Origin of the sequence: Streptomyces polyrhachis (assembly GCF_042663125.1) — a bacterium.
In the GTDB taxonomy this organism is placed as follows: domain Bacteria; phylum Actinomycetota; class Actinomycetes; order Streptomycetales; family Streptomycetaceae; genus Streptomyces; species Streptomyces polyrhachii.
On sequence record NZ_JBHSZO010000024.1, the window covers coordinates 72932 to 97824 of the forward strand.

The following is a 24893-nucleotide window of genomic DNA, read 5'->3' on the forward strand; positions in this document are numbered from 1 at the left end:
CTGGTGGGTACGGGGTGGGGCCGGGTGGTCGCGCCGGCCTCAGATGTTGTAGGCGGACGTCTTGTAGCGGGCGAGGTTCGCCGGGTCGCGGAAGAAGCGGATGGTGTGCTCCAGCCCTGCCTCCAGGGTGTGTTCGGGCTTCCAGCCGGTGGCCTCGCGCAGCCGGGTGGCGTCGCACAGCAGCCGCATCACCTCGGAGCCGGCGGGGCGCAGCCGCTGCGGGTCCTCCTCGACGGTGGCCTCGCTGCCCATCAACTCCACGACCAGCCGTACCAGTTCGCCGACGGAGACCTCGACGCCGGTGCCGGCGTTGAAGACCTGGCCGACGACCTGCTCGGCCGGGGCGGTGCCGACGGTGAGGAAGGCGGCGGCCGTGTCGCGTACGAACATGAAGTCGCGGATCGGACGCAGGTCGCCGAGCTTCAGCACCGGTGCGCCGGCGGCCAGTTGGCCGATGACGGTGGGGATGACGGCGCGCATCGACTGGCGCGGGCCGAAGGTGTTGAAGGGGCGCAGGGTGACCGCCGGGATGCCGAAGCTGGCGACGTAGCTGCCGACGAGCTGGTCGGCGCCGGCCTTCGAGGCGGCGTACGGCGACTGGGCGTTGACCGGGTGGGTCTCGGCGATCGGCACGGTCTGCGCGGTGCCGTAGGTCTCGCTGGTGGAGGTGTGCACCATGCGCGGGACCTGTGCCTGGCGGACGGCCTGCAGCACGTTGAGGGTGCCCGTCAGGTTGGTGTCGATGTAGCTGTGCGGGGCCTGGTACGAGTACGGGATCGCGATCAGCGCGGCCAGGTGGTAGACGCACTCGACGCCCTCCACCAGGCCGGCGACGGAGCCGGGGTCGCGGACGTCGCCGAGGACGATCTCGACGTTCGCCGCCGTGTCGGGGTGCAGGGTCTCCAGCCAGCCGTGGCTGCCGAAGGAGTTGTACTGCACCATCGCCCGCACCCGGTGGCCGGCGGCGACGAGCGCCTCCACCAGGTGGGAGCCGATGAAACCTTCGGCGCCGGTGACTGCTGCCAGGGGAGCCGAGGGCGCCAGAGGAGGGGTCATGGAAGTGCGTGCCTTTCGGTCGGTCGGTCGTACGGGGTGGTCGTACCGGGTGGTACGGGTCGCGCCGCGGGCCGGGGCTCAGCGGTGCGAGGTCGCGCGGGCGAGGACCGTCAGCGCGAGGACCAGGAGGACTGCCGTGGCGCAGAGCGCGACGGTCAGCTGGGCGCCTGCGGGGCTGGCCGACTGGCTGCCGAGCAGGGCGAGTTGGACGATGGCCGCGGCGCCGCAGACCAGGGCCGGCGGCCAGGCGGTGCCGAGTGCCTGCAGGAGCAGGGCGAGCCACAGCACGGCGCCGAGCGCGGCCAGGGACAGGAGCGCCAGGTCGGCGGGCTGGCGCAGCAGCAGGGCCAGCAGGGTCAGCAGGCCGAGGTAGCCGGCCAGGGTGCTGAGCAGGACGGCGGCGACTCCGGCGCGGAAGACGGCCAGGGTGTGGCCGTGGCGCAGGACGGCCAGGGTGCGGCTGCGGATGCGGTAGAGCAGCCACTCGGCGCCGCCCATGCTGAGGGTGAGGGCGAGGGTCGCGGGGCCGGCGAGGGGTGCCCCGGCCCCGTAGCGCAGGATGCCGCCGACGGCGGTGGTCAGGGTGAGCAGTCCGGCGGCGAGGCCGAAGAGGCCGTAGGGGATGGAGCGGACGGCCGGGGGCGGCGGGGTGAGCTGCTCCTGGACGGCCCGCTCCAGCGCGGTCAGCCGGCCGGGGCGGGCGGCCCAGTCCTCCACCAGTGCCCGGGTGACCACGCCGGCGGCGGCGAGGACCGCGAGGGCGACGGTGCCGCCCAGCAGGGCGGTCAGCAGTCCGTCGGAGACGTCGGCGACGGTGAGCACGCCGGCGCCCAGCACGGTGGGGGCGAGGGCGGCGAGGAGCAGCTTCTCGCCGCCCATCACCAGCAGGACCGTCGCGGCGCCCAGGTAGCAGGACTGCCCGGCGGCGAAGACGCCCGCGGCGGCGGTGTCGGGCACCACCACGGCGGGGACGGCGACCGCGAGGGTGCCCAGCGGGGCGCCGACCAGCATGCAGCGGGCGGCCGCCGCCCGGCCGCCGTCGCCGATGGCGAGCAGCAGGTAGGCGCGGTGGGCGAGGGCCTGGTTCCAGGCCCAGCCGAAGAGGACGGAGACGGCCAGCACGGCGCCGCCGGCGGGCAGGCCGAGGATGTCGGGGGCGCCGGCGGGGAGCAGCCGGGCGCCCAGCACGTAGCCGAGGCCGGGGAGGGCGAAGAGGACGCCGCGCAGGACGCAGCGCCAGGGGTCGGTCTGCCAGGGGTCGGGGGCGGCCTCCGGCTCGGGGTAGGCGCGCGGCGCCCGTTCGTACAGCTCGGCGGCCAGCTCGAAGACGGAGCGGCGTCCGTAGCGCTCGCGGACCTGCTCGTCGGTGAGGCCCTCGGACTCCAGCACCGCGGCGACCTCGTCAGGGTGCACGGCGGCCGAGCAGACCTCCAGGAGGCGGCCGTCGAGGCTGGGCAGCGCATGGGCGCCCTCGGTGGGGATGAGCCGCAGGGGGCCGCTCACGAGGCGGCCCCCTTCCGCAGGCGCGGGCGCGGCAGGGCGTCCGCGTGCCGTATGTCGAGGAGTTCGCGGTAGATGGTGCGGAAGGAGTCGATGGTCTGGCGCAGGGTGAACTGCTCCACGACCCGCAGCCGGGCCGCCTGGCCCATCGCGGTGCGCCGCTCGGGGTCGCGCAGCAGCTCCAGCGCGGCGCGCGCCATGGCCTGGGGGGCGCGCGGCGGTACGACGAGGCCGGCGTCGCCGGCTGCCTCCCGGACGCCGCCGACGTCGGTGGCGACCGTCGCGCGGCCGCAGGACATGGCCTCGATGAGGGTGAAGGGGAAGCCCTCGCTGATGCTGGAGAGGATCACCACGTTGCCGGCGGCGTAGGCGTCGCGGATGTCGGGGACGCGGCCTTCGAAGACGACCGGGGCGGGCGCGCTCCCGGCTGCCCCGCCGTCCTCCGCGCTCTCCCCGTCCGGCTTCGCGCCGCTCTCCTCGTCCGGCTTGGCGCCGCCCTCCCCCACCGCGCCGCACAGCTCCACCGCCAGCGCCATGCAGCGCTCCCGGTAGGCCTTCGCGTCGCCGGCCGTGCCGCCGAAGATCCGCAGCCGGGCCTCGGGGACCTCCTCGCGGACCAGGGCGAAGGCGCGGATGAGTGTCTCCAGGTCCTTGATCGGGTCGATCCGCCCGGCCCAGACCAGGGTCGGCGCCTCGGGCTCGGGCCCGGCGAGGGGGAAGGCCTGCGGGTCGACGCCGTTGTAGACGGTGCGGATGCGCTCGGGCTCGGTGCCGCCGTGCTCCTCCCAGCGGCGGTTGTAGTCGCTGCCCGGGGTGACCAGGGCGGCGCTGCGGTAGGTCTCCTCCATCAACTGGCGGAAGAAGCCCAGCAGGAGTGCCTTGACGGGCCAGCGGTGGTCGCCGGCGCGGTAGCCGATGTAGCGCTCGCGCAGGTAGAGGCCGTGCTCGGTGAGGAGCAGGGGCACGCCGTGCACGGCGCGGGCGGCCAGCCCCGGCAGGGTCGCCAGTCCGCCGCTGACCGCGTGGGTCACGCCCGTACGGGGCAGGGGGGCGTGCAGCGGGCGCAGGGCGTGCTCCAGCAGGTCGGTGGCGGTCAGGGCGTCGGCCAGGGTGGGGCGGGCGGCCGCGACGGGCAGCCCGGGGGTGGTCCACAGGGTGTGCAGCAGGCGGACGGCCGCCTCGGTGCGCAGGGCGGCGGAGAGCCGGCCGCGCTGGGCCCAGCCGGCGAGTTCGTACAGCCCGGTGGCGAAGCGGTCCTCCTCCCAGGGGTCGGTCAGCGCGGTGAGGAAGCCCTCGTAGCTGTCGAGGAACTCGCGCCGCTCCCGCCCCCGGGGGGCCCGGCCCTCCGGGGGCGGGCCCCACAGGGGGACGGCGGTGACCTCGCCCATGGAGGTGGGCGGCTGCCAGGTGAGCGGCTCGCGGCCGGTGCCCGTCAGGGCGAGGACCCGGAAGTCGAACTCCGGCATGGCGCGGACCAGTTGGTCGCACCAGACGCTGACGCCGCCCTGGCTGTGCGGGTAGGTGCCCTCGGTGAGCAGGGTGATGCGGTCCGCGCAGTAGCGCAGTGCCTCTAACGTGATGACCATCGCCTGTTCCTCTGGTCCGGCTCCGTCGCCTGGGTCGCCTGATCGCCTTGCCGTCGTGCCGCTCGCGCTCAGCGGCGGGTCTCGTCGCCGGGACCGGCCGGTACGGGCTCGGTGACACCCTCGGGCAGCGGCATCCGCTTGCCGGCGGGCTGCTCGGTCTCCGTGGCGCGCAGGGTGGCGTTGGCCGGGGCGGCGGGGGCGGCGGTGAGGTCGAGGGTGACGCGGTCGGAGAGCAGCGTCGGCGCCGCCCAGCCGGAGAGGAGCCCGGCATAGGGGCTGCCGAAGGGGGCGGAGTAGAGCAGGGCGGTCTGCCGGGTGCCGGGCGGCATGGTGGCGGTGATCTTCATACCCGCCGGCGCCTTGACGGTGACGACGTCGCCGATGCGGTACGCGGTGACCTTGCCGCCCTGGACGGCGGCGGCCCAGTCGGCCCGGCGGTCCAGCTCGGTGGCGAGGTCGGCCTGGCGGGCGTTGACCAGGGGGGTGTTGTCGGCGAACAGGGCGCGGTAGTCGGCCAGTACGCGGTCCAGCACCGGGTAGGCGATGCGGTCCTCGGCGAGGTTGGACTGGTGGATGAAGTGGGGCCGCGGGTTGTTGGCCGTGATGTGGCCCAGGGCGATGCGGGACTCCAGCGGGACGATGTACGAGCCGTAGCCGGCGGCGGTGTCCAGCGGTCCCGGCAGGCAGGTGGTGTTGTGGGAGTTGGCCTCGCAGATGCCGCTGCCGCCGTCCGCCGCGCGGGTATAGATCCAGTTGTACTCGTCGGTCTGCTCGGCCACGCGCCCGGCGTTGTAGAAGACGTTCATCGGGTAGCGGGGCACGGTGAGCGCGGAGCCGATCGTGCGCTGGTCGGGCTCGCGGGAGTTGTCGCTGGCGGTGGAGGTGATGTTGTTCGCCGTGAGCGCCGGGGCGAGGTTGGGGTTGTCGGTGGGCTGCTGCGGCAGGGTCTTCAGGCCGGAGTGCTCACCGGTGACCAGCTCGCCGGTGACCAGGGGGAGGTTCTTGCGCTGGCCCCAGGCGCGGTTGTCGGCGATCTGCTGGGCGATGTGCTCGCGGGAGGTCCACTGGACGGCGCCGGCGGCGTCGCGGGCGCAGCGCCAGGGGACGACCGAGGTGTCCTGGACGCAGCCGAGGTAGGTGTGGTCGAGGGTGTGGTTGGTCCAGCGGTAGGCGGCGCGGTCGGCGACGAGCTGGTCGGTGAGCGGGTCGGCGCCGCCGTGGGCGGCCTTGTAGGCCTCGCTGCCGCCGCCGTTGTAGACCATGTCGAGGGTGAAACCGCGCTGCTGGGACCAGGACTTGGCGTACTGGGCGTCCGCCGTGTTCATCCGGATGGGGTTGGTCGGCAGGTTGGGGTCGGCGCAGTCGACGTCGCCGGGGGTGCAGTTGGCGGTGCTGTTCCAGCGGTCGTCGGCGCCGAAGACGTCGTCGACGTGGACGGCGAAGTGGTTGCGGTCGGCGCCCAGGTGGATGCCCTGGGTGGCCCACTCCACGATGCCGCGGGCGAGGAGGCGGAACTGCCGCTGGTACTGGTTGTAGACGAAGGTCACGACCAGCTCGCGGCGCCCGTCGTGGGCGTACTCGCCGACCAGGCTGCCCTTGCCGGGCACCTCCAGGTACGGGGTGAAGGCGGCGCCGGCGGGCTGGGCGGCGTAGCCGTAACTCTCGCCGATCGCGGGGTCGTTGTCCTCGAAGGGGACGGCGCCGTCGAGGTAGCCGAAGGGGCCGGCCCTGCCGGCGGCGGTGAGCTGGGCGGTGGCGCCGTCGAGGCTGCCGCTGTAGGCGGGGGCCTGGAGGCCGACCTCGGGGCGGGCGTAGGTGTAGGCGTCGACCTGCCGGATGCCGAAGGCCTTCTCGTACGCGGCGAGGGCGGCCATCTCGGTGGAGTCGGCCCCGAAGGGGTTGTCGTTGGGGAGGACCACGGCCTGGTACTTGGCCCGCTTGCGTCCGTCGACCGTGTCGCTGAGGAAGGCGGCGTCGATCCGGGGGCGGGCCGCGTCGTCGAGCCGGACGGTGGTGTAGGGCGTGCCGGCGCTCTTCAGCTCGTCGGCGATGGCCCCCACGGCGGGTCCGCCGTCGTCGACGACGAGCAGCCGCAGATCGACGCGGGGCGTCGCTTCCGCGCCCTCGCCGCTGCTGGGCAGTACGAAAGTCAGCGAAACGGCAGCCGCGCATGCCGCGGCCAGTCGCCGGAACCGGCTCATGGTGATCCTCCCCCGGGAGGTGGCGCCCACGGTGGGCCCTCCCGCGAAAACATCTTGTGTGAGGAGAGGCGTTTGAAGTGGTGCGGCTACCCCATCGAGTGAGGGTGAAGTTTGGTGTTCGATTGACGCCCGAGCGGGTCCGGACTCCCGCTCGGGCGCTGGGTGTTGGGCGCCTGATCGGCGGCTAGAGCGCCGCGGCGGCGGGCTTGGCCATGCCGCGTACGGTGCGCGAGTCGACGTACTCGCCCATCGCCGTCATCTCCCACTCGCCGCTGTGCTGCCTGATCAGCTTGGCCATCATGACGCCCGTGCGCGGCTCGGAGGAGGTCAGGTCGAAGCGGACCAGCTCCTCGCCGGTGGCGGCGTCCAGCAGGCGGCAGTACGCCTTGGCCACGTCCGTGAACTTCTGGCCGGAGAAGGAGTTCACCGTGAAGACCAGGCCCGTGACCTCCGGCGGGAGGCCGCCGAGGTGCACGGTGATCGCCTCGTCGTCGCCGGCGCCCTCGCCGGTGAGGTTGTCCCCGGAGTGCTGGATGGTGCCGCCCAGGATCTGGAGCTTGCCGAAGAAGCAGGCGTCGATCTTGTTGCGCTGGGGGCCGAAGGCGATGACCGAGGCGTCGAGGTCGACGGCCTTGGCGCGGCGCCCCGTGCTGTGGGCGGGCTCCCAGCCCAGGCCCATCCGTACGGAGGAGAGCAGCGGCCGGCCGCCCTTGACCAGGGAGACGGTCTGGTTCTTCTGGAGGCTGACGCGGCCCTTGTCGAGGTTGATCTTGCCGGAGGCGGGGGGCGCGACCGGTGCGGCGGGCGCGGGCCAGGCGGGTGCCGGCGCGCAGGGCGGCGGCGCGAAGCCGCCGGCCTGGGGCGCGGGGGGCGGGGTGCGCACCGGCGCGGGCGGCGCCTGCGGCGTCGGCGCCGGGCCCGGGTCGTCGACCGAGACGCCGAAGTCCGTCGCGATGCCCGCCAGCCCCTCGGCGTAGCCCTGGCCCACCGCGCGGACCTTCCACGCGCCGGCACGCCGGTAGACCTCGACCACCACGAGCGCCGTCTCGGCGGTCAGGCGCGGCGGCGTGAAGGTGGCGATGACCGCGCCGGAGGCGGCGTCGCGCACCGTCGCCGTGGGCTCCGTACCGGCGAAGGTGCCGCCGTCCACGCTGGCGGTGACGACGACGCGCTCGACGTCGGCGGGGAGGGCGCCGGTGTCCACGGTGATCGTGTCGGCGGCGCCGGAGGAGCTGTGCGCCACCCCGGGCCCGGCGGGCTGGTTGTAGAAGATGAAGTCGTCGTCCGAGCGCACCTTGCCCGACTCACCGAGCAGCAGTCCCGATACGTCGAGCCGGACGGGCGCCGTCACGTCCACGGCCACGCGCGCGGCGCTCAGGGGGAGATTCGAGCCAGGGGTCATCGCAGTCATGATCGTCCAACGAACGGCCCGCACCCCCGGTTCCGCTCCTCATCCGTTCGCCGCTCCGCCCCACCCCCGGGTACGGACGCGGTACCTTGACGCCCGTTGCCGAGGGGCGAGGAGAGAAGGGGCCATGCCGATACGCATCCTGGCGCTGCTGGGGGCCGCCGCCCTGATCGGCGGCTGGATCTGGAACGCCTTCGCGGACGCCTGGGTGGACCGCGGCTGCTCCCGCGGCCAGTCCTTCGCCCTGGTCCTGATGTACGGCACCCCGGACCCCCTGGAAGGCTGCGTGGCGGGCCCGGACGGCCCCGAGTACACGGATGTGTACGTGGGTTGAGGGGCGTACCCGGCGGGAGGGGGCGGCGGAGGCTCGCCAGGCAGCGTACGAAAAGGCCGCCGCCGCGCGCCCCGCGGCCGTTCGGGGCACCATGGAGCCATGGTCTGGCAGGCCCCCCTCGTGGTGCACCCGCCGTCCCCGGGCGGGGGACGGCGGGTGAGTGTGCGCGGGGAGGATGTGGGGCTGGCGCACGACGACGGGGAGCTGGTCGGGCTGCTGCGGGCGGCCGGGTTCGGGGACGCCGACATCGCGCTGGACGATCCGCACCTGGTGGAGTGGCGCGGTGGCGCTCCCCACCAGTGGGCCGCCTGAGCCGCTCAGCGCCCCCGGCCCCCGCGCGCCCCGCGCCGTCAGTCGCCCTGCCGCCCCCACGGCCCTGTGATCGCCAGCATGACCCCCGGGTCCTGGATGTTGGCGTACAGCGTCTTCCCGTCAGGGGAGAAGGTCACACCCGTGAACTCGCTGTACTCCGGCTCCTCCGCGCTGCCGATGTTCAGCTCGTTGCGCGCGATGGCGTACGTGCGCCCGTCCTCCGTGGCGCCGAAGAGGTGCTGGACACCCGCGCCGTCCTCGGCGAGGATCAGGCCGCCGTACGGGGAGACGGTGATGTTGTCGGGGCCGTCCAGCGCGCCGTCGACCGAGGTGTCCGGGTTGACGCCCAGGAGCACCTTCAGGGTGAGGGTGCGCCGCGAGGGGTTGTAGAACCACACCGAGCCGTCGTGCGGCGCCCCGGGGCTCTCCGAGCGGGCGTAGGAGGAGACGAGGTACGCCCCGCCGTCGCCCCACCACATGCCCTCCAGCTTGCGCGCCCGCGTCACCTCGCCGGCGGTGAACTGCTTGCGGATCGACGTCTCGCGCGCGTCGCGGTCGGGTACGTCCACCCAGTCGACGCCGTAGACGGTGCCGATCTGCGTGGCCCGCGAGAGGTCGTCGACGAAGGTGCCGCCGGAGTCGAAGCAGCGCGGCGCCTGCAGCGTGCCCGCGTCGTCGGCGAGGGTGCGCAGCTGTCCGCGGCCGTGCTGGAAGCCGCGGGGCGGGGTCCAGCGGAAGAGGAGGCCGTTGGGCTTGGAGGCGTCCTCGGTGAGGTAGAGGTGGCCGCGCCTGGGGTCGACCACGACGGCCTCGTGCGCGAAACGCCCCAGCGCCTTGATCGGCTTGGGGTCGCGGTTGGCGCGCACGTCGCGGGGGTCGACCTCGAAGACGTAGCCGTGGTCCTTGGTCATGCCGTCCTGGCCGGCCCTGACCTCGGTCTCCTCGCAGGTCAGCCAGGTGCCCCACGGGGTGCTGCCGCCCGCGCAGTTGTCGGCCGTGCCGGCGATGCCGACCCACTGGCCGACGGTCTCGCCCTGCTTGGAGACCTGGACGACCGTGCAGCCGCCGGCGGCGGCCGGGTCGTAGACCTGGCCCTGCGCGTGCGGCACGGGCAGGTCGGCGTCGGCGAGCGGGTCGCCGATCTCGTGGTTGACGACCAGCAGCGTCGAGCCGCGCGGGCCCTCGAAGGCGGCCGTGCCGTCCTGGTTGCCCGGGGTGGGCTCCCCCGACTCCAGCCGGCTGACCCCGGCGCGGGCCAGCACGCGGTAGGAGAAGCCGGCGGGCAGCGCGAGCAGGCCCGCCGGGTCGGCCAGCAGCGGCCCGTACCCGGGCTCGGCACCGAAGGTCCCGCCGGGCGCGGCGGCCAGTGCCCCCGGTGCGGTGGCCAGCACCCCGGCGCTGCCGGCGATGGCCAGCGCGGCACCGGCGGTCGCGGAACGCTGCACGAAGTCTCTGCGGGTGAGCGGCATCATCTCTCCTGGCGTACGGGAAGGCGTCTCTCCGACGTGGCGCGCCCAGGCTCGCGCCCCCCGGCGAACGGCGGTTGAACGGGGCGCGACTTCCGCTCGCGGATTCGGCCTGTCAGCGCGCGGGTGCGCACGTCCGGTGCATCGGCCCGCGCATCACGCGCAACCAAGGTCAATTGCCCCGTAGGCCGCAGATACCAAGATTTCTCGTATAACTCCTTGACCGCACCGCCTCGCGGGCAATAGACCGGGTCCTGTAAGCACCGCAGCCGGGGGTGGTGGCCCCATCCACCGCCTCCCCGCGCCGGCCGTCGTCGTACGAGTCCGGCCCCTGCTCAGCGAACCCCTTGCGACGCCGTTCCACGGTGTGCCGTCACGTCTTCGAGTCCCGCCGTCGGACTCCTTCGCGAGATCCGGGTTCGACACAGAAAGAGAGTCCGAAAGAGGTGGTCTGGCGTGAGCCGGCCCGAGATGATGCGCGGACCCACCGGCGGACAGGTGAGCGATTCCTCCCGCCAGCAGGCACAGAGTGACTTCCTCAACCCGCAGCGCCCGCTCTCCAACGTCATCGGCTTCGGCCACGGCGTGAAGTGGACGCACGGCCGCCCCACGGGTGAGGAGGCGGTACTCGTCTTCGTGACGCAGAAGGTCCCGGAGTCGATGCTCCCCGAACGCGACGTCGTACCGCGCCAGATGGACGACGGCACCCCCACCGACGTACTGGCCGTCGGCCAGGTCTCCGCCCAGCGCAGCACCGCGCGCCGGCAGGGCATCCCCGGCCAGCGGGCCGAGGAGGAGCGGATGCCCCGTTCCGACGGCGGCATGGCCGAGTTCCTCGCGCCGCCGCTGCCGGAGGAGCCGCAGTCCCGGATGGCGCTCGAACCGCAGCTGCTCACCCGGCGGTTGCGGCCCTGCCCGGCCGGCTACTCGATCGGCAACATCCGCGTCACCGCGGGCACGCTGGGCTCCGTGGTGTACGACTTCCTGCCCGGCGCCACCACCGACCCGCCCGGCCCGGGCCTGGGCGTTCCGGCGAAGTTCTACGTGCTGAGCAACAACCACGTGCTCGCCGACTCCAACCGGGCCCAGCCGGGCAGCCCGATCCTGCAGCCCGGCGTCTTCGACGGCGGCATGGACCCGCAGGACCGGATCGCGACGCTGGAGCGCTTCGTCAGCATCCAGTTCGCCCCGCAGATCCCGCTCGACCGGCACAACAAGGCCCTGTTCTCCCGAAGCTGCCGCGAAGTGACAAGTAACTCAGCGTGTCGTTAGGGCCTTGGCTTCTGCACGAGGTTCAGGAACCTCGCTGCCGGTGAGGACGGCGAAGTCGGCGTGGGCCTGTTCGACGGCTTCCGGGTATGCCGCCCGTTTCTCGTGCTCGGCGAGCGCCCGGTAGATGCTGGCGACGGAGGGGTTCTGTCCCTTGCGCTTGCCGGTGGGGATGATCAGGTCGGACTGGATCTCCTCGACGGACTCGCCGCCCGCGCGGCGCCGCAGCACGGTGTGCAGCATGTCGTCGGTGATGACCGGTGGCCGGCCGCCGTGCTTGCCCTTGCGGGCCGCGGTGTCGAGCCCCTCCAGCGTCGACTCGCGGATGTTCTCCCGCTCGGTCTCCGCCATCGCGGCGAAGAACGCGAACAGCAGCTTGCCCGGCCCCGTGGGGTCGTAGATGCCGGGCAGGGGCCCGGCCAGCATCTCCAGGACCAGGCCGTGGGCGGTGAGGTGGTCGGCGAGTGCGGTGAGTTCGGCGGCGTCGCGGCCGAGGCGCTTCATCTCGTACACGGTGAAGGTGACCCGGCAGTGCGGGGCGTGCGCCTTGACCTCCCGCGCGGTCCGCAGCGCCTCCTCGAACTTCGGGCGGACCCGGACCCGGGTGCTGATCTTCTCGCTGAAGATCTTGTCCCTGGGGATGCCGTGCCCCGCGAGCGCGTCGAGCTGGGAGTCGAGTTCCTGCCCGAGCGTCGAGCACCGCGCGTACCCGATGCGGATGTCCGCGCTCGGCAGGTCCGGGTCGATCGGCGCCGGCGGCGGGGTGCCCGGCCGCCACGGCCGGCCCGGACCGCGGTCGGCCGGGGTCGGTACCCGCAGCGCCTTCTTCAGCCGGGGCACCAGGGTGAAGCGGCGGGTGTGGTAGGCGGAGGCGACCACGCCGCCGCGCGAGCGGCACGGTGAGCCGGGCTGTGCGTCGCACTTCGGACAGGCGTGCTGTTCGACGTCGTCCGCGTCCGACCGGTCGGCCGGGAGGGGCTGCTGAGGGTCCGTCATGGGCCCGGATTTTCGCACAATGCAACTCTCAGAAGGGGGTCCGTCCCACTTTTGAGTGAGAACGGGTTCTGAGAGCAAATCCGGGATCGGCGGGGTCTCGCGCCCCCTGGTTGATCTTGCTCGCGCAAAGGACCGTTTGTGCGAGCAACCCCGCGTGCAGCTCCACCCCTTGCTCACCTTCGGTGAAGATCACCAGCAATCGGCGCCTGCGTCGTGCGGACCGCCGAGCAGTTGGTTGCGGTAGGCGCCGCGCTTGGCCGACCACAGTCCCCCGCCACACTGGCCTACGGCACCATCGCGTCCTCCCACCGGACCCGACTGAGCCACCGTTCTACGGCCGCAGCGTCGCCGTGGTGTACCCCGCCACCGTCCGGCCGTAGAACGGTTCGGTGGAGTCGGGCAGCAGCTCGGCGAGGCTTGCTCGTAACCCTTCCCTGCACGGAGCGGGCAGAGGACAATACCCGTATGCGACGCAAGCAAGAAGGACCTATTCAGAACCCCGCAGTAGCTGAAGTGATGGCCTTCCTGGATAGCGAACGTTTCCGCAATATGAGCGGCGTGAAAATGTACAGCGATCGCTCAGTTCGACGGGCGCGAATGAAAATTCACCTACACAGCAAAATTGGCCGCGCCTACTGCGAATCCTTATGGAGGGCCGAACCAGCAGCCTTGTTGAACGAGGAGAACCGTGACCACCCCTACCATGTAGCCCTATCCGTAGACAGAAGAAGCAACCTAGAGACGCTCACTAAAAGGACTGCACTGATATCCGACACGCTAGTGATATCCAACGACGCTGGCGAAGATGAATCGCCGGTGCCGCGCCTAGCGCGTCGAAAGCCCGGACCGATGCCAGTGTGCAGGGATCACAATTCCCCGGAAGGCGAGGATCGATACGTCTACGCTGAAGTCCCCCATGACGAAATCGGGCAATGGGTATTGGGCGCTAAGCCGCTTATCTCATCAGGTGCAACGTGGTTCCTCCCCAAGTACTACACTTCAACGTACGAGGGGCCAGCGCACGAGCCAGAATTCCTTCGAACTGGGGCGTTCTATGGGACAGGGGAACGTGAACCACACGAAATTCACGAATTCTCTTCCAGTGGAATAGTCGACTTCCTCGTTCGCAACGGACGAGCGGTGGACGTGTCCGGAGTCAACCCGGTCAAGAGCCGCATGGTGCGCCCCGTGATTAACATGCGGATCCCGGTCATCGAAGGGACCTCGCTCACGAACTTCAGTAAGATCACAATGGATGAATTTGGATCATTTTCTTCCTTTCGTGACTTTCTTCGTGAACGGCTACTAGAGCTTGACCCGGCCCTGAACGCGGTGGATTCAGAAGTGGAACTCACTCGCATTGGTCTGAACATTTCGGACCAGGTCCGCGACATTGATTCCCGTCTCAGGCTAGTCAAAAAGAAGAGGGCAGTTCAGGCCGCAGGTGCAGCCATAGGGAGTCTGGGAGCTGTTCTCTTGGCGGTATACGGTCCTGCCCTGCAAACCGTCGTAGCTTCCATCGGCGCCACGGGGGGCGCCTGGGGGATGCTCAATGCCTTCGCAGAAAACAGCACCCGCCCCCTCAAAGACGAGAAGTGGTACTACGTATGGGCTCTTGCACAGAAAGCTGAGAACTTCCGCTGAGCCTCAGCATTCATCGAAGGCGTGCGGCACCGTGGCCGCCGCGGCGGCGAGGTCGAGGTGGGAGTTCATGTCCAGCTCGAACCGGCCGTAGGGGTTCACGTGCGTCCAGAACAGCGGGGACAGAGCCCGCCGGTCGGCGTCGGTGAGCCGCTTCTGCCACTTCTCCTCGCTCAGGATGTCCTGGAGCAACAGGGTGTTGACGTGCACCAGCGCGGACTGCAGCAAGTGCAGGGCCAGCATGGAGACCTCCTGGGACTCCTTGTCGGAACCGGTCAGGTCGCCGTCCTTGCCGTAGAACAGATCGTGGTTGGCGGAGTTCCAGTTCTCCACGACCTGGAGCCCGTCGTTGATCTCGCGGCGCAGGCCGGCGTCCGCGAGGTAGTCGCAGATGAACGCCGTACGTGCCGCCCGGCCCAGTTCCTCGATCGCCCGGTAGGTGGGGTGCTTGGGCCCACCGCGGGTGAAGCGGCGCAGGACCTGCTCGGCCTCGGCGGTGCCCAGGCGCAGAGCGGTGGTGTACTTCACGATCTGGTCGTACTGCTGGCGGATCAGGTCCCAGTCGATCGTCTTGGTCGACAGCACCGGCGCCAGGTTCGGCCACTTCTCGTCCTCCCCGGCCGTCGGCCGGTACAGCCGCGCGGAGCCGACGTTCTTCAGCCTGGGCAGTAGGTTGAAGCCGAGCATGTGGGCGAAGGCGAACCCGACGATGGAGGCGCCGTGCGTGTCGGTGTACTGCCGGTCGATCTCCACGTCCGTGCAGTGCCGCAGCACGCCCTCGATCATCGCGGCGACCTCGGAGGCCGAGCAGGACTTGAGCTGGCTGTAGACGCACAGCGACTTCTTCTCGACGTGCCAGTAGATCATCACCCCGGGCCCGCGGTAGCGCTGGTGCCACTCGGTCATGAAGTTGCTGGACCAGGAGCCGAACTTCTTCGAGTCGCTCGCGCAGGCGGTGCCCTCGCCCCACCACGCGGCATCGCGGGCGGCGAAGGTGGCGTTGACCAGCCGCACCAGCGCGGAGCGCAGGTTGGCCCGGTTGACGAACAGGTGCCGCACCCGCCGCAGCACGGCCTCGCTCTCGCCGTGCTTGCCGGTGACCGCGACCCGCTTGATCCCCATGTTCGTCCCCAGCGCGAACAACACCAGCAGCAGGCGGCGCCGCAGCACCGCCTTCGGTACCGCCTCGCGTGTGGCGACCGACGTGAACTCGCCGGTGAAGCCGGTGGCGAACTCGGCCTCCTTGAGGATGTCGATCAGGTCGATAGTGCCCCAACGGCGTTCAATTTCAGCCTTCAAGGCGACCAGGTTCTCCGGCTCCTCCTGCTTGCCCAGCGGCGAGACCTTGATCCACGGCTCGCCGTGCCGACGGACGATGTCCACCCCGCCCGTGGTGCCCACCTCCAGCGCCGTGTCGAAGCGGGTCAGGGCCTCGCGCAGCCGCTTCTGAAGGGCCCCGATGAACGCCCCAGGGTCCTGCGGCTGACGGATCGCGTCGTAGTGCACATCACGGTTGTCCTCGAAGTCCGGCGGCAGATCGTCCTCCGGGTTCTGCCACCGGTTCGCGCCCGGCACCCAGATCTCCCGCCGCCGCAGCGCGTCCCGCAGCGCCACGAGCACGCACAGCTCGTACGGGATGCGCTCGACCCGGCCGCGCTCGTCCACCACCGCCTTGCGCCACTCCTCGCGCACGACGCCCGCCAGCGGGATCTTCTCCGCCTCGTCGAAGAACGCGCCCTCCTTGGCGATGGGCTGGTCCAGGTACCGCTTGAGCAGGTCGATCGCGTCCATCACCGGCCGGTAGGCGGTGTTGTTGCACTTCATCTCCAGCGCGCCCAGCAGCGGCGAGAGCATCCGCCGCCAGTGGTTGGAGTACGACGAGCGAAGCACCGTACGCACCCGGGCCCGGTAACGGGCCTCGTTCGCCGCCGCCTCCGCCGCCAGCGCCTTCAGCGTCGACTCCCCGGCCACCGGATAGATCACCTTGCGGACCGTGCCGCCCGGCTCGGCGACCGCAGCCTCCGCCAGCCGCAGCAAGATGCCCTCCTTGCCGCGGACCCGCTTCATCTCCTTGTTGAACTCGCCCTCGACCTTCTTCTCCGCCCGCGTGTTGATCTTCTGCACGAGCTGGATGAACAGCTCCACCAGCGAGTCGGTGATCTCCGTCTCCCGCACATGGCACAGCGTCGACAGCAGCATGTACCGCACCGGGCCGCCCGCCGCCCGCAGGTCCGAGGGGTACTCCTTCGACGCCCGCGCCCGCCAGGCAGCCACCAGCTTCTCCGTCACGTCCCCGAACAGCCCCGGCGGCAGCTCCAGCGCGCGCACCCGCTGGAGCTTGTTCACCTCCGCCAGCAGGCTGTCCAGCACCAGCGCGCCCGGGTCGGCCTTCAACTCCGTGAAAAACGTGCCCCCGCCGCCCGCGCTGTCCTCGCTCGCCTCGGCGTCCTCGGCGATCAGGTCATCCAGCCGGGACCGGGTCGCCGCAGACAACCGGCCCACCGTGGTCGCGCAGAACCGCTCCTCGAAGGTGCTGACCGCCGACCCCACCAGGCGGGCGATACGCCCCGGCGTCGGCGGCTCCAGCCGGTCCTTGCGGCAGCGGGCCACCACCGCCTCCGCCAGCCGGTCCCTCGACAGCTCCACCCCGCACAGCTCCACCGCCAGCCATTCGGTGAGCTGGGCCTGGTCCTCCTCCGTGCACTCCCGGAAGCCGAACGCGCCCCGGATCTCCACCCGGTGCCGCTTGATCGCCCGCCCCGCCCAGTCGTAAGCGGCCCACTCCTCGGCGGGCACCTTCACCTGCTGGGCGACGTACGACACCGCCGGCGCCGGGATCTCCTCGGCGTTCTCCGGGAACCGGGCCTCCACCTCGAAGAACTTCAGCAACAGCGCGAACCCCAACCGGTTCGCCCCCGACTTGTTCCGCAACCGCTCCTGATCCTCCTCCAGCAGCGTCCAGACCTCGATCAGGTCCTCCGGCTCCCACTCCTGCCGCACCCCAGGCTCCTTCCGGTCGTCATGACCGGACCAACGTCGCCGAGCACGGCCCCCTACGAACCCAGAAGATCGAAAACGCTGACAAGCACACCCCAGATCCGCTACAGAGAGTTACTTGTCACTTCGCGGCAGCTTCGGGAGAACAGGGCCAACAACGTCGTGGACGCGGCGCTCGGTTCGGTCTCCTTCCAGGACGCCACCCGCCAGCAGTACTTCAGCGGGGCGCCGCGTGCCTGGCGGCGCCGGGCGAACGTGGCGGTCGGCGACCTGGTGAAGAAGACGGGCCGGACCACGAACATCAGCTTCGGCCGGATCGTCTCGGTCGACGCGGTGATCGACGTCGACTACGGGACGGCCGGCACCGCCCGCTTCCGCGACCAGATCCTCACCACCAACATCTCCGCCGGCGGCGACTCGGGTTCCCTGGTCACCTCCTACGACAACGTGGCGACGGGGCTGCTGTTCGCCGGCTCGTCCGTCATCACCGTGGTCAACCACATCGAGAACGTACGCGCGTTGCTGCGGGTCGAAATCGCCGAGCAGTTGGCCTGATCCGACCCGAGCAGAGGGGAAGCACCATGACGCAGGCCGCACAGAGGAAGAAGAGCCGGGCGCGTACGGAGCACCGGTTCTTCAACGCGCAGGGCGCCGAGGTCAAGACGCGCGACGAGGCGTTCGCCGCGCTCGCGGCGGACCCGGTGGCGCTGTCCACGCCGTGCAGGCTGGAACTGCACGCCGGTTCGGTCACGTTCGCCATCGACCTGACCTACAACCCGACCACCTATCCGCACGCCATCACCGGCGGCCAGATCACCGCGGGTATCTGCGGCGCGCCGTGGGAGGTCACGGGCGGCTTCCTGGGCGAGCAGCTGAGGCTGGACGCCAGGAAGACGGGGCAGGGCTCGTGCGCGTCGACGATCACGATCGTCGGCGAGTACCAGAACCCGCCCGCCTACCGGGGCACGTACGGCTTCGACGGGGCGACGTCCTCGTTCAAGCACACCACGCGCTACGAGTGCTGAGCGCCTCCGGGCGCACAGCATCCTCCCCGCGCAGAGCCGGGGGCGGCGGGTCGCCCGCCGCCCCCGGTGTGCGCGGCGCGACCTGCCGGCGGCAGAGTCGGTCTCAACCCGCCGCGTCGTTCTTGGACTTGGCCTTGAAGGCCGCCTTACGGGCCTCCTTGGCCAGTGCCTTGTCCGGGTGCAGCCGGCCCATCGCCTCCAGTACGGCGGCGGTCGCCGGGTGGTCCACCCGCCACGCCCGGTCGAAGAAGCCGTCGTGCTGCGCCACCAGCCCCTCCACCAGGTCCGCCAGCTCGGCCAGCGCCATGCCCTCGTCCATGCCGGGGCGGTCGAGCTGGGCGGCGAGGGTGTCAATGGTCAGCCACAGGACCATCCGCTCGTCGGGCAGCGGGATGTCGGAGGCGCCGTGCTCGGTCAGCCAGACGCGGGCCAGTCCGCCCAGTTCGGGGTCGTCGAGGACCTCCCGCAGCGCGGGCTCCGCGGCGGCGCCGACGCCGGTCAGCGCCTGCTGGGCGGTGAGCCGGCGCAGCGGTGCGGCGGCGTCGGCGCCGCGCGCGGCGGCGAGCAGCTCGCGGGCGGCCTGGAGCGGGTCGCGCCCCTGGAGCCAGGCGGCGGCCTCGGCCTCGGCGGCTGCGTCGAAGTAGCGGGGCAGGGCCGCCAGGAGGGCGTCGGCGTCCTTGTCGGCGAGCTCGCCCAGGACGGGGGCGTCCATGCCGTCGTCCAGCAGCCGCTGACGCAGGGCGTAGACGCCGAGCGGGGTGAGGCGGACCTGTCCGTAGCGGGCGACGTCCTCCTCGCCGGGCTCCTCGGGCTCCTCCACGGAGCCGTCCTCCAGCACCATGGAGTCGTCCATCGGCCGGTACTCCACCAGCCCCATCGGCTCCAGCAGCCGCAGCTGCTCGTCCAGGCGCATCATCGCCTCGGAGACCTGCTCGATGACCTCGTCCGTCGGCTCGTCCATGTCGTCCGGTACGACGAGGGAGGCGGCCAGCGCGGGCAGCGGGACGGGCTCGCCGGCGGTCTCCACCGCCGTGAAGACGTAGAGGTTGGCCAGGGCCTCCTCCAGGAACTCCGCCTCGCCCTCGAAGTCGAGGTCGGCGTCCTCGAAGTCGATGGTGGACACGTCCAGTTCGCCGTTCTCGCCGCTCAGGGAGATCCGGTCGAAGAAGTCGCTCATGTCGGGCAGCGCGGCGTCGGCGATGACCGACTCGCAGCCGGCGGCCCACAGTTCGAGGATCTCGCTCGGGGAGCCCTTGGCGAGCACCTCGACCTCGCCGCCGGCGACGACCGTGCCGGCGGGGGCGTCCTCGCCCTCGGCGGCGGGTGCCCCGTTCTCCTCGGTGCCCTCCTCGACGGCCACCAGTCCGGCGTCCAGGGCCAGGCTCCATGCCTCGCCGGCCTCCGCGAGGGCGTCCTCGCCGCTCAGCGCGAGGACTTCGGCGGCGGCGGCCAGGTCGTCGTCCAGCAGGTCGCCGCCCGCGTCGACGGGGGTGCCGGGGCGGACCCAGCGGGCGAGGACGGCGGCGCGGGAGAAGAGCGGTGCGGCGAGGGCGGCGCGGGCGAGGTCCGCTTCGGCGGGCAGCCGGACGGGCGGCACCATGGGGCGGTCAGAGGAGGTCATCGTCGACTCCGGCGGGGCGGGGGAGGAAAGGGGGCGGTGCCTCAGCCTAGGCCATCGGCCGGGCCCGGCAACTCCGCTTCCGGCGCCCGCGCCGGTCCGGTCCCACCCGGCGGCGGCCCGCTTCCCGGCGGGGGTCCGACACCGGCTGACGGGGGCTCACCCATCCGGGGGAGGGCCGTCGTCGCCTAAGAAGAACTGAACGACGATCCGCAGAAACTCTAAGTGGACGTGAACGACGGGGGGTTCCAGGCTGGCCTCATGGACCACGCACCCCTCGGCCGTCACGCCGCCGCCATGATCACGCCGTTCACCGCCGACGGCTCGCTCGACGTCGACGGCGCGCAGCGGCTGGCCGCGTACCTCGTCGACGAGGGCGGACTGGACGCCCTGGTGCTGAGCGGCACCACGGGCGAGTCGCCCACGACGAGCGACGAGGAGAAGTCCGTGCTGGTACGGGCCGTCGCCGAGGCGGTCGGCGACCGTGCCTCGGTCATCGCGGGCGTGGGCACCAGCGACACCCGCCACACGGTCGAACTCGCCCACGCCGCCCGCAGGTCGGGGGCGCACGGCCTGCTGGTGGTGGCCCCGTACTACTCCCGTCCGGGCGAGGAGGCGCTGGCCCACCACTTCCGCACGGTGGCGGAGGCGGCCGAACTGCCGGTGCTGCTCTACGACATCCCGGTGCGCACGGGCAGCGAGCTGTCGTACGAGACCCTGGCGGCGCTCGCCGAACACCCGCGGATCGTCGGCGTCAAGGACTGCTCGGCGGACGTCCTGAAGGTCTCCCGCCTCCTGGCGGCGACGGACCTGGCGATCTACGCCGGCTGCGACGAGCAGAACCTCAGCCTGCGCGCGATCGGCGCGGCGGGCTTCGTCAGCACGGTCGCGAACGCGGCCCCGCGCGAGGTCCGCGCGGTCCTGGACGCGTACGCGGCGGGCGACCCGGCGGCGGCCACCCGCCACCACCTGGCCCTGACCCCCCTGATCACCAAGGTCATGGCCTCGGGCGTCCCCGGCACGGTGACGGCGAAGGCGCTCCTGGCAGCCCGCGGCCTGCCCGCGGGCCCGGTCCGCGCACCGCTGCTTGGGGCGGACGACGAGCTGACGGCGGGGCTGGTGCGCGAGTGGGAGGCGCTGCGGGCCGCCTGCGCCGAGCCCCGCGTACCGACGGGGGACGCCCTCCCCGTATAGGGAGGACGCCCCCGATCCGTCGTCTCCGACGGTCAGTTGTGGCTGTTCTGAGCCCCCTGCAGGTCACGGGTTCATGTTGCCTCATGGGCCGTATCGGGGCCGTCGTGGGTGTCACCCGGGTTCCGGAAGACCCGATCCACGGCGGCCCGGGGGCGCGCTTCGCTGTTCGGCATCAGGTGCGTGTACGTGCGGAGGGTGAAGCTCGGGTCGTGATGACCGAGGTATTCACTCAGGGTCTTGAGGCTCCCCCGCGTCCAGGAGCACGGAGGCGTAGAAGCGACAGAGGGCGTGCATGCCGTTCTCGCGGCCGAGGGGTATGCCGGCGGAAGTGAGCGACGGACGCCACACAGACCGGTTGAAGCGGAACCGGTGCAGCCATTGGTTCCGGGCGTTGACGAACAGCAGCGAGGCCGTGACCGGCGAGCCGTCCGGGGGCTTCCACGGCAGAGTGACCTCTACTGGCGGATGCTTCGTGATGTGAGCCGCCAGTGCGAAAGAGACCGTCTCGGGGAGCGGCACGTGACGTTCCTTGCCGCCCTTGGGCGGGCCGAAGATCGCCTGAACGCCCCGGATGAGCTTGACCTGCCGGACGACGCGCACCGTACCGCCGAGGAAGTCGATGTCTTCGAGGGCCAGGCCGAAGATCTCGCCTTGATGGAGCCCGCAGCCCGCCCCGAGGGACACCATCTCCCGGCAGGCGTCCGGCACCGCCTCATGCATGGCCATGACGCGGTCAAGGGACCACGGCTTGACCTTGCGCTCGTCGAGGGACGGCGCCCGAACCGAGCGAGCCCGGCAAGGGTTCTCGGCGATGATCCGGTCTTCCACAGCAGCCGTGAACGCGGCCGACACGTTGGCGAAGATCGACCGCCGGTAGGAGGCCGCGCGTCCCGTCGCCTCCAGCTGTCGCATCCACGCGCGCAGGTGCGAGGGCCGGAACGAGGCCATGGGGCGGTCACCGAGGTACGGCAGGGCGTGGACCCGCAGCCGGATCTCGACACTCTCGCGGGTCACCGGGTCGATGGTGAGCGCCGCCATCCAGTCCTTAGACCGTGTCCTATGTGGTGAGGCGGTCGTTGAGGTCGTCATGGGGCGGGGTACGTGGAGTTGGATTGTTCCGGACGGGTTGTGGGAGATCGCGAAGCCGCTGATCCCGCCGTCGAAGGTGCGGCCGCAGGGCGGCGGAACGCAGGACACGCCTGATGAGACGCTGTTCGCCGCGATCATCTACGTACTGGTCAGCGGATGCGCCTGGCGGGCCCTGCCGCCGTGTTTTGGGATATCGAAGTCAACAGCCCATCGCCGGTTCCTGATCTGGTCCAGAGCGGGTGTGTGGGGCCGGCTGCACGAGGAGATCCTCCACCGCCTGGACGACGCCGGCCTGCTCGACCTGTCCCGCGCGGTCCTCGACTCCGCCCACGTGAGGGCGAAAAAAGAGGCGACCTCACCGGTCCGAGCCCCGTGGACCGAGGCAAGCCGGGTTCCAAGATGCACGTCCTGCCGGACGCGAACGGACTGCCCCTCGTCGTCGACCTCTCGGCCGCCAACACCCACGACAGCCTCGCGCTGAAGCCTATGGTGCTCAGTCACCAAACGAGTGACCGGAATCAGCCCAAGAACAACGTAAGGAGACACGACCCCCACCGCGGTCGCCACTTCAAACCCCAGCGCCTTCACGCCGACAAGGCCTACGACGTTCCCCACCTGCGGAAATGGCTTCGCGGGAAACACATCGGGGTCCGTATCGCCCGCAAGGGTGTCGAGTCCTCACAACGGCTGGGCCGTCACCGCTGGGTGGTCGAGAGAACCATGTGCGCCACGAGGCGCTCTGTTTGTATCCCCGGCTCAGCCGGGAGGAACTCGGAAGGAGGTTCCTGGGCCGGATGACTTACCTGGATCCGAAAGGTGAAGGGGACAACAGCATGTCAGAAAACCAGTGACCGGGCTCAGTTGTCGGAGACGGTGTGCCGGGCGGCCCGCGTGATATGGCGAAGACTGGATTGTTTGAATCCCAATCTCCAGAAGATGCAAGTTCCCATCCGTCGGAAAGACGACTGAAACCGACGCCGTTCCCTGCACCGGGTTTCATTGTTACCTGGTGCACCTCCGGGAAGCGGGGCGATGTCCAGCGAGGACATTCAAGGAGATGAGTGGGACGCCTACGTCGCGCTAGAACGTACAGACAGAGACGAACGTGGGATCGCCTACGGGACGCGAGTCCTATGGCGACGGAGGCCCCGTAGTAGTCGCCGGAGTCACGACCGGCCAGGGAGAACGGGAAAGCCGTCCACATCGGGCGAAGGGGGCCAGGTGATTCGGACACCACAGAGTCGGGAGGTATGCGAAATGCAGAGCGCCAAAACGGTGCTGGGTGTCCTGCGTGAACGCGGCAGGCATAGCCTGCCGTGCGAGGAACTATATCGACAGCTGTTCAACCCGCAGTTGTATCTGCTGGCCTACGGGCGGATCTACGCCAACCATGGCGCGATGACGCCCGGGGTCACCCCGGAAACCGTGGACGGCATGTCCCAGCGGAAGATCGGCCGGATCATCGAGGCGATGCGCCATGAGCGCTACCGCTTCCGTCCGGTCCGGCGCGTCCATATCCCGAAGAAGAACGGGGCGACGCGTCCGCTGGGGCTGCCGACCTGGTCGGACAAGCTCGTCGGCGAAGTGATCCGCCTGCTGTTGGAGGCGTATTACGAGCCGACGTTCTCCGACCGCTCCCATGGATTTCGTCCCCGCCGTGGTTGCCATACCGCTCTGCGGGAGGTGGACCACACCTGGACCGGGACATCCTGGTTCATCGAAGGGGACATCGCCGACTGCTTCGGCAGCCTGGACCACCAGGTCCTGCTGTCGATCCTCGGTGAGAAGATCCATGACCAGCGGTTTCTGCGGCTGGTGCGCAACATGCTCAAGGCTGGATACCTGGAGGACTGGAAGTGGGGTGCCACGCTCTCCGGAGCACCGCAAGGGGGAGTGGCCTCCCCGGTTCTGTCCAACATCTACCTGCACAAGCTGGACGAGTTCGTCGAGAAAGTCCTCGTTCCGGAGTACACCCGAGGGAAGCGCCGGGCCCGAAACCCGGCGTATCTGGAGTTGCAGAATCTGCTGGCGAAGGGCCGCCGGTGCGGCGACCGAGCCCAGGCCCGTGCGCTGCGTCAGCGGATGGTCAGCCTACCGAGTGCGGATCCGAACGATCCGGCATATCGTAGGCTGCGCTACGTACGCTACGCGGACGATCATCTCCTTGGTTTCACCGGACCGAAAGCCGAGGCCGAACAGATCAAGCACCGCCTGGCCCAGTTCCTGCGTGACGAACTCAGGCTGGAACTGTCCCAGGAGAAGACGCTGATCACTCACGCCCGCACCGGGGCAGCGAGGTTCCTCGGCTACGAGATCACAACCCAGTACAACAACACGAAGAAGACCGGCCGTTACCGTCGGGTCAACGGCCAGATCGCCCTCCGTGTCCCCCGGGACGTGATCAAAGCCAAATGCGCGCCCTATCTCGCCCGCGGAGAACCCGCGAAGAGGACGGCCCTGATCAACAGCACCGATCACGCGATCGTGGCGACCTTCGGGACCGTCTACCGGGGCATCGTCCAGTACTACCTGCTCGCCGGAGATGTCTTCCGGCTGCACCGGCTGCAATGGGTCATGGAAACCTCCATGCTCAAGACTCTCGCGGCCAAGCACCGCTCGTCCGTGTCGAAGATGGCCGCCAAGCACAAGGCCAGAATCGACACACCGAACGGGCCCCGAGTCTGCTTCGAGGCCCGTATCGAACGGAAGAACAGGAAGCCACTGGTGGCACGTTTCGGTGGAATTCCCCTCCAACGGCAGCGAGCGGCTCAACTCGCCGACCGCGAGCCGGTCCGGGTGGACGATCCGCAAAAGGAACTCATCGCGAGACTCCTGGCGGACACCTGCGAAATCTGCGGAAGCAAGGGCAACGTGCAAGTGCACCACGTCCGCGCTCTCGCCGACCTCGCACATGCCGGATGGAAGCCTTCCGACTGGGCACGCGTCATGCTCCAACGACGCCGCAAAATGGTCGTGGCCTGCGACGTCTGCCACGACCGGATCCACTCGGAACAGCCAGCCAGAACATTCACGCCGTAGTCACTGGAGAGCCGGATGACCGGGAAACCGTCATGTCCGGTTCGGCGGGAGGCCGCGCGGAACAGGACTCGCTCACAGCGGGCACCTCACCGCGTGGCCGACCCAACGTCCTGGCTGACCGGCTACCGCCGACTCAACCACCGCTACGAACGCCACCCCCGC

General features: G+C 70.6%; 18 protein-coding genes and 1 pseudogene. 9 read left to right on the forward strand and 10 right to left on the reverse strand.

The features are described 5' to 3' along the window. Positions 1 to 39 precede the first annotated feature (39 nt). The 5 genes from ACFQLX_RS16555 to ACFQLX_RS16575 all read right to left on the reverse strand — a co-directional run bounded on the left by ACFQLX_RS16555 (position 40) and on the right by ACFQLX_RS16575 (position 7745). Positions 40 to 1056: an SDR family NAD(P)-dependent oxidoreductase gene (locus ACFQLX_RS16555; protein ID WP_386415801.1), complete on the reverse strand. Its 1017-nt coding sequence runs from the start codon at positions 1054 to 1056 to the stop codon at positions 40 to 42. Between the two features lie 78 nt (positions 1057 to 1134). Then, a complete protein-coding gene (locus ACFQLX_RS16560) occupies positions 1135 to 2559 on the reverse strand; it encodes a hypothetical protein (protein WP_386415804.1) in 1425 nt (474 codons plus the stop codon). Next, positions 2556 to 4142 carry a DUF3492 domain-containing protein gene (locus ACFQLX_RS16565; RefSeq protein WP_386415805.1) on the reverse strand — a complete coding sequence of 529 codons (1587 nt, stop codon included), beginning with the start codon at positions 4140 to 4142 and terminating at the stop codon, positions 2556 to 2558. The genes ACFQLX_RS16560 and ACFQLX_RS16565 overlap by 4 nt, the downstream gene beginning before the upstream one ends. 68 nt (positions 4143 to 4210) lie before the next feature. Continuing rightward, complete coding sequence (locus ACFQLX_RS16570; RefSeq protein ID WP_386415807.1) at positions 4211 to 6343, reverse strand: hypothetical protein; 2133 nt, start codon at positions 6341 to 6343, stop codon at positions 4211 to 4213. Positions 6344 to 6527: 184 nt separating this feature from the next. Next, the gene (locus ACFQLX_RS16575) at positions 6528 to 7745 is read right to left on the reverse strand and encodes a TerD family protein (RefSeq protein WP_386415810.1); all 1218 of its coding nucleotides are present in this window, start codon (positions 7743 to 7745) and stop codon (positions 6528 to 6530) included. A gap of 133 nt (positions 7746 to 7878) precedes the next feature. On the opposite strand from ACFQLX_RS16575, the gene ACFQLX_RS16580 reads away from it, so the two are divergent. Beyond that, the gene (locus tag ACFQLX_RS16580; protein WP_386415812.1) at positions 7879 to 8085 is read left to right on the forward strand and encodes a hypothetical protein; all 207 of its coding nucleotides are present in this window, start codon (positions 7879 to 7881) and stop codon (positions 8083 to 8085) included. Positions 8086 to 8184: 99 nt separating this feature from the next. After that, positions 8185 to 8397: a hypothetical protein gene (locus ACFQLX_RS16585; RefSeq protein WP_386415814.1), complete on the forward strand. Its 213-nt coding sequence runs from the start codon at positions 8185 to 8187 to the stop codon at positions 8395 to 8397. A gap of 38 nt (positions 8398 to 8435) precedes the next feature. On the opposite strand, the gene ACFQLX_RS16590 is transcribed toward ACFQLX_RS16585, so the two are convergent. Next, positions 8436 to 9866 carry an alkaline phosphatase PhoX gene (locus tag ACFQLX_RS16590; RefSeq protein ID WP_386415849.1) on the reverse strand — a complete coding sequence of 477 codons (1431 nt, stop codon included), beginning with the start codon at positions 9864 to 9866 and terminating at the stop codon, positions 8436 to 8438. A 453-nt stretch (positions 9867 to 10319) separates the two neighbouring features. Here ACFQLX_RS16590 and ACFQLX_RS16595 point away from each other — a divergent pair, with 453 nt between their 5' ends. After that, positions 10320 to 11135 carry a hypothetical protein gene (locus tag ACFQLX_RS16595; protein WP_386415816.1) on the forward strand — a complete coding sequence of 272 codons (816 nt, stop codon included), beginning with the start codon at positions 10320 to 10322 and terminating at the stop codon, positions 11133 to 11135. On the opposite strand, the gene ACFQLX_RS16600 is transcribed toward ACFQLX_RS16595, so the two are convergent. Further along, on the reverse strand, positions 11121 to 12128 hold the full coding sequence (locus ACFQLX_RS16600) for a recombinase family protein (protein ID WP_386415818.1): 1008 nt from the start codon (positions 12126 to 12128) through the stop codon (positions 11121 to 11123). The two genes, ACFQLX_RS16595 and ACFQLX_RS16600, sit on opposite strands and share 15 nt — an antisense overlap. Before the next feature lie 465 nt (positions 12129 to 12593). Between ACFQLX_RS16600 and ACFQLX_RS16605 the strand changes: the two genes are divergently transcribed. Next, positions 12594 to 13772, forward strand: coding sequence for a hypothetical protein (locus tag ACFQLX_RS16605; protein ID WP_386415821.1), 1179 nt, complete (start codon positions 12594 to 12596; stop codon positions 13770 to 13772). Between the two features lie 3 nt (positions 13773 to 13775). On the opposite strand, the gene ACFQLX_RS16610 is transcribed toward ACFQLX_RS16605, so the two are convergent. Then, positions 13776 to 16769: a Tn3 family transposase gene (locus ACFQLX_RS16610; RefSeq protein WP_386415824.1), complete on the reverse strand. Its 2994-nt coding sequence runs from the start codon at positions 16767 to 16769 to the stop codon at positions 13776 to 13778. Between the two features lie 159 nt (positions 16770 to 16928). On the opposite strand from ACFQLX_RS16610, the gene ACFQLX_RS16615 reads away from it, so the two are divergent. Further along, positions 16929 to 17321 (forward strand): chymotrypsin family serine protease, encoded by a 393-nt coding sequence (locus ACFQLX_RS16615; RefSeq protein WP_386415826.1) that lies wholly within the window; start codon positions 16929 to 16931, stop codon positions 17319 to 17321. Positions 17322 to 17347: 26 nt separating this feature from the next. Beyond that, a complete protein-coding gene (locus ACFQLX_RS16620; RefSeq protein WP_386415828.1) occupies positions 17348 to 17791 on the forward strand; it encodes a hypothetical protein in 444 nt (147 codons plus the stop codon). A 103-nt stretch (positions 17792 to 17894) separates the two neighbouring features. On the opposite strand, the gene ACFQLX_RS16625 is transcribed toward ACFQLX_RS16620, so the two are convergent. Further along, positions 17895 to 19412: a hypothetical protein gene (locus tag ACFQLX_RS16625; protein WP_386415830.1), complete on the reverse strand. Its 1518-nt coding sequence runs from the start codon at positions 19410 to 19412 to the stop codon at positions 17895 to 17897. Between the two features lie 258 nt (positions 19413 to 19670). On the opposite strand from ACFQLX_RS16625, the gene dapA reads away from it, so the two are divergent. Then, complete coding sequence (gene dapA / locus ACFQLX_RS16630; RefSeq protein ID WP_386415831.1) at positions 19671 to 20603, forward strand: 4-hydroxy-tetrahydrodipicolinate synthase; 933 nt, start codon at positions 19671 to 19673, stop codon at positions 20601 to 20603. A gap of 225 nt (positions 20604 to 20828) precedes the next feature. Here dapA and ACFQLX_RS16635 read toward each other — a convergent pair whose 3' ends face one another. Beyond that, entirely contained in the window at positions 20829 to 21641 is an 813-nt protein-coding gene (locus ACFQLX_RS16635) for a tyrosine-type recombinase/integrase (RefSeq protein ID WP_386415833.1), read from the reverse strand. Positions 21642 to 21690: 49 nt separating this feature from the next. Here ACFQLX_RS16635 and ACFQLX_RS16640 point away from each other — a divergent pair. Together ACFQLX_RS16640 and ACFQLX_RS16645 are read left to right on the forward strand one after the other, a co-directional pair. Then, a pseudogene (locus tag ACFQLX_RS16640) lies at positions 21691 to 22415 on the forward strand (IS5 family transposase); the annotation flags it as partial. A gap of 534 nt (positions 22416 to 22949) precedes the next feature. Further along, a complete protein-coding gene (locus tag ACFQLX_RS16645) occupies positions 22950 to 24731 on the forward strand; it encodes a reverse transcriptase/maturase family protein (RefSeq protein WP_386415836.1) in 1782 nt (593 codons plus the stop codon). The last annotated feature ends 162 nt before the right edge of the window (positions 24732 to 24893 follow it).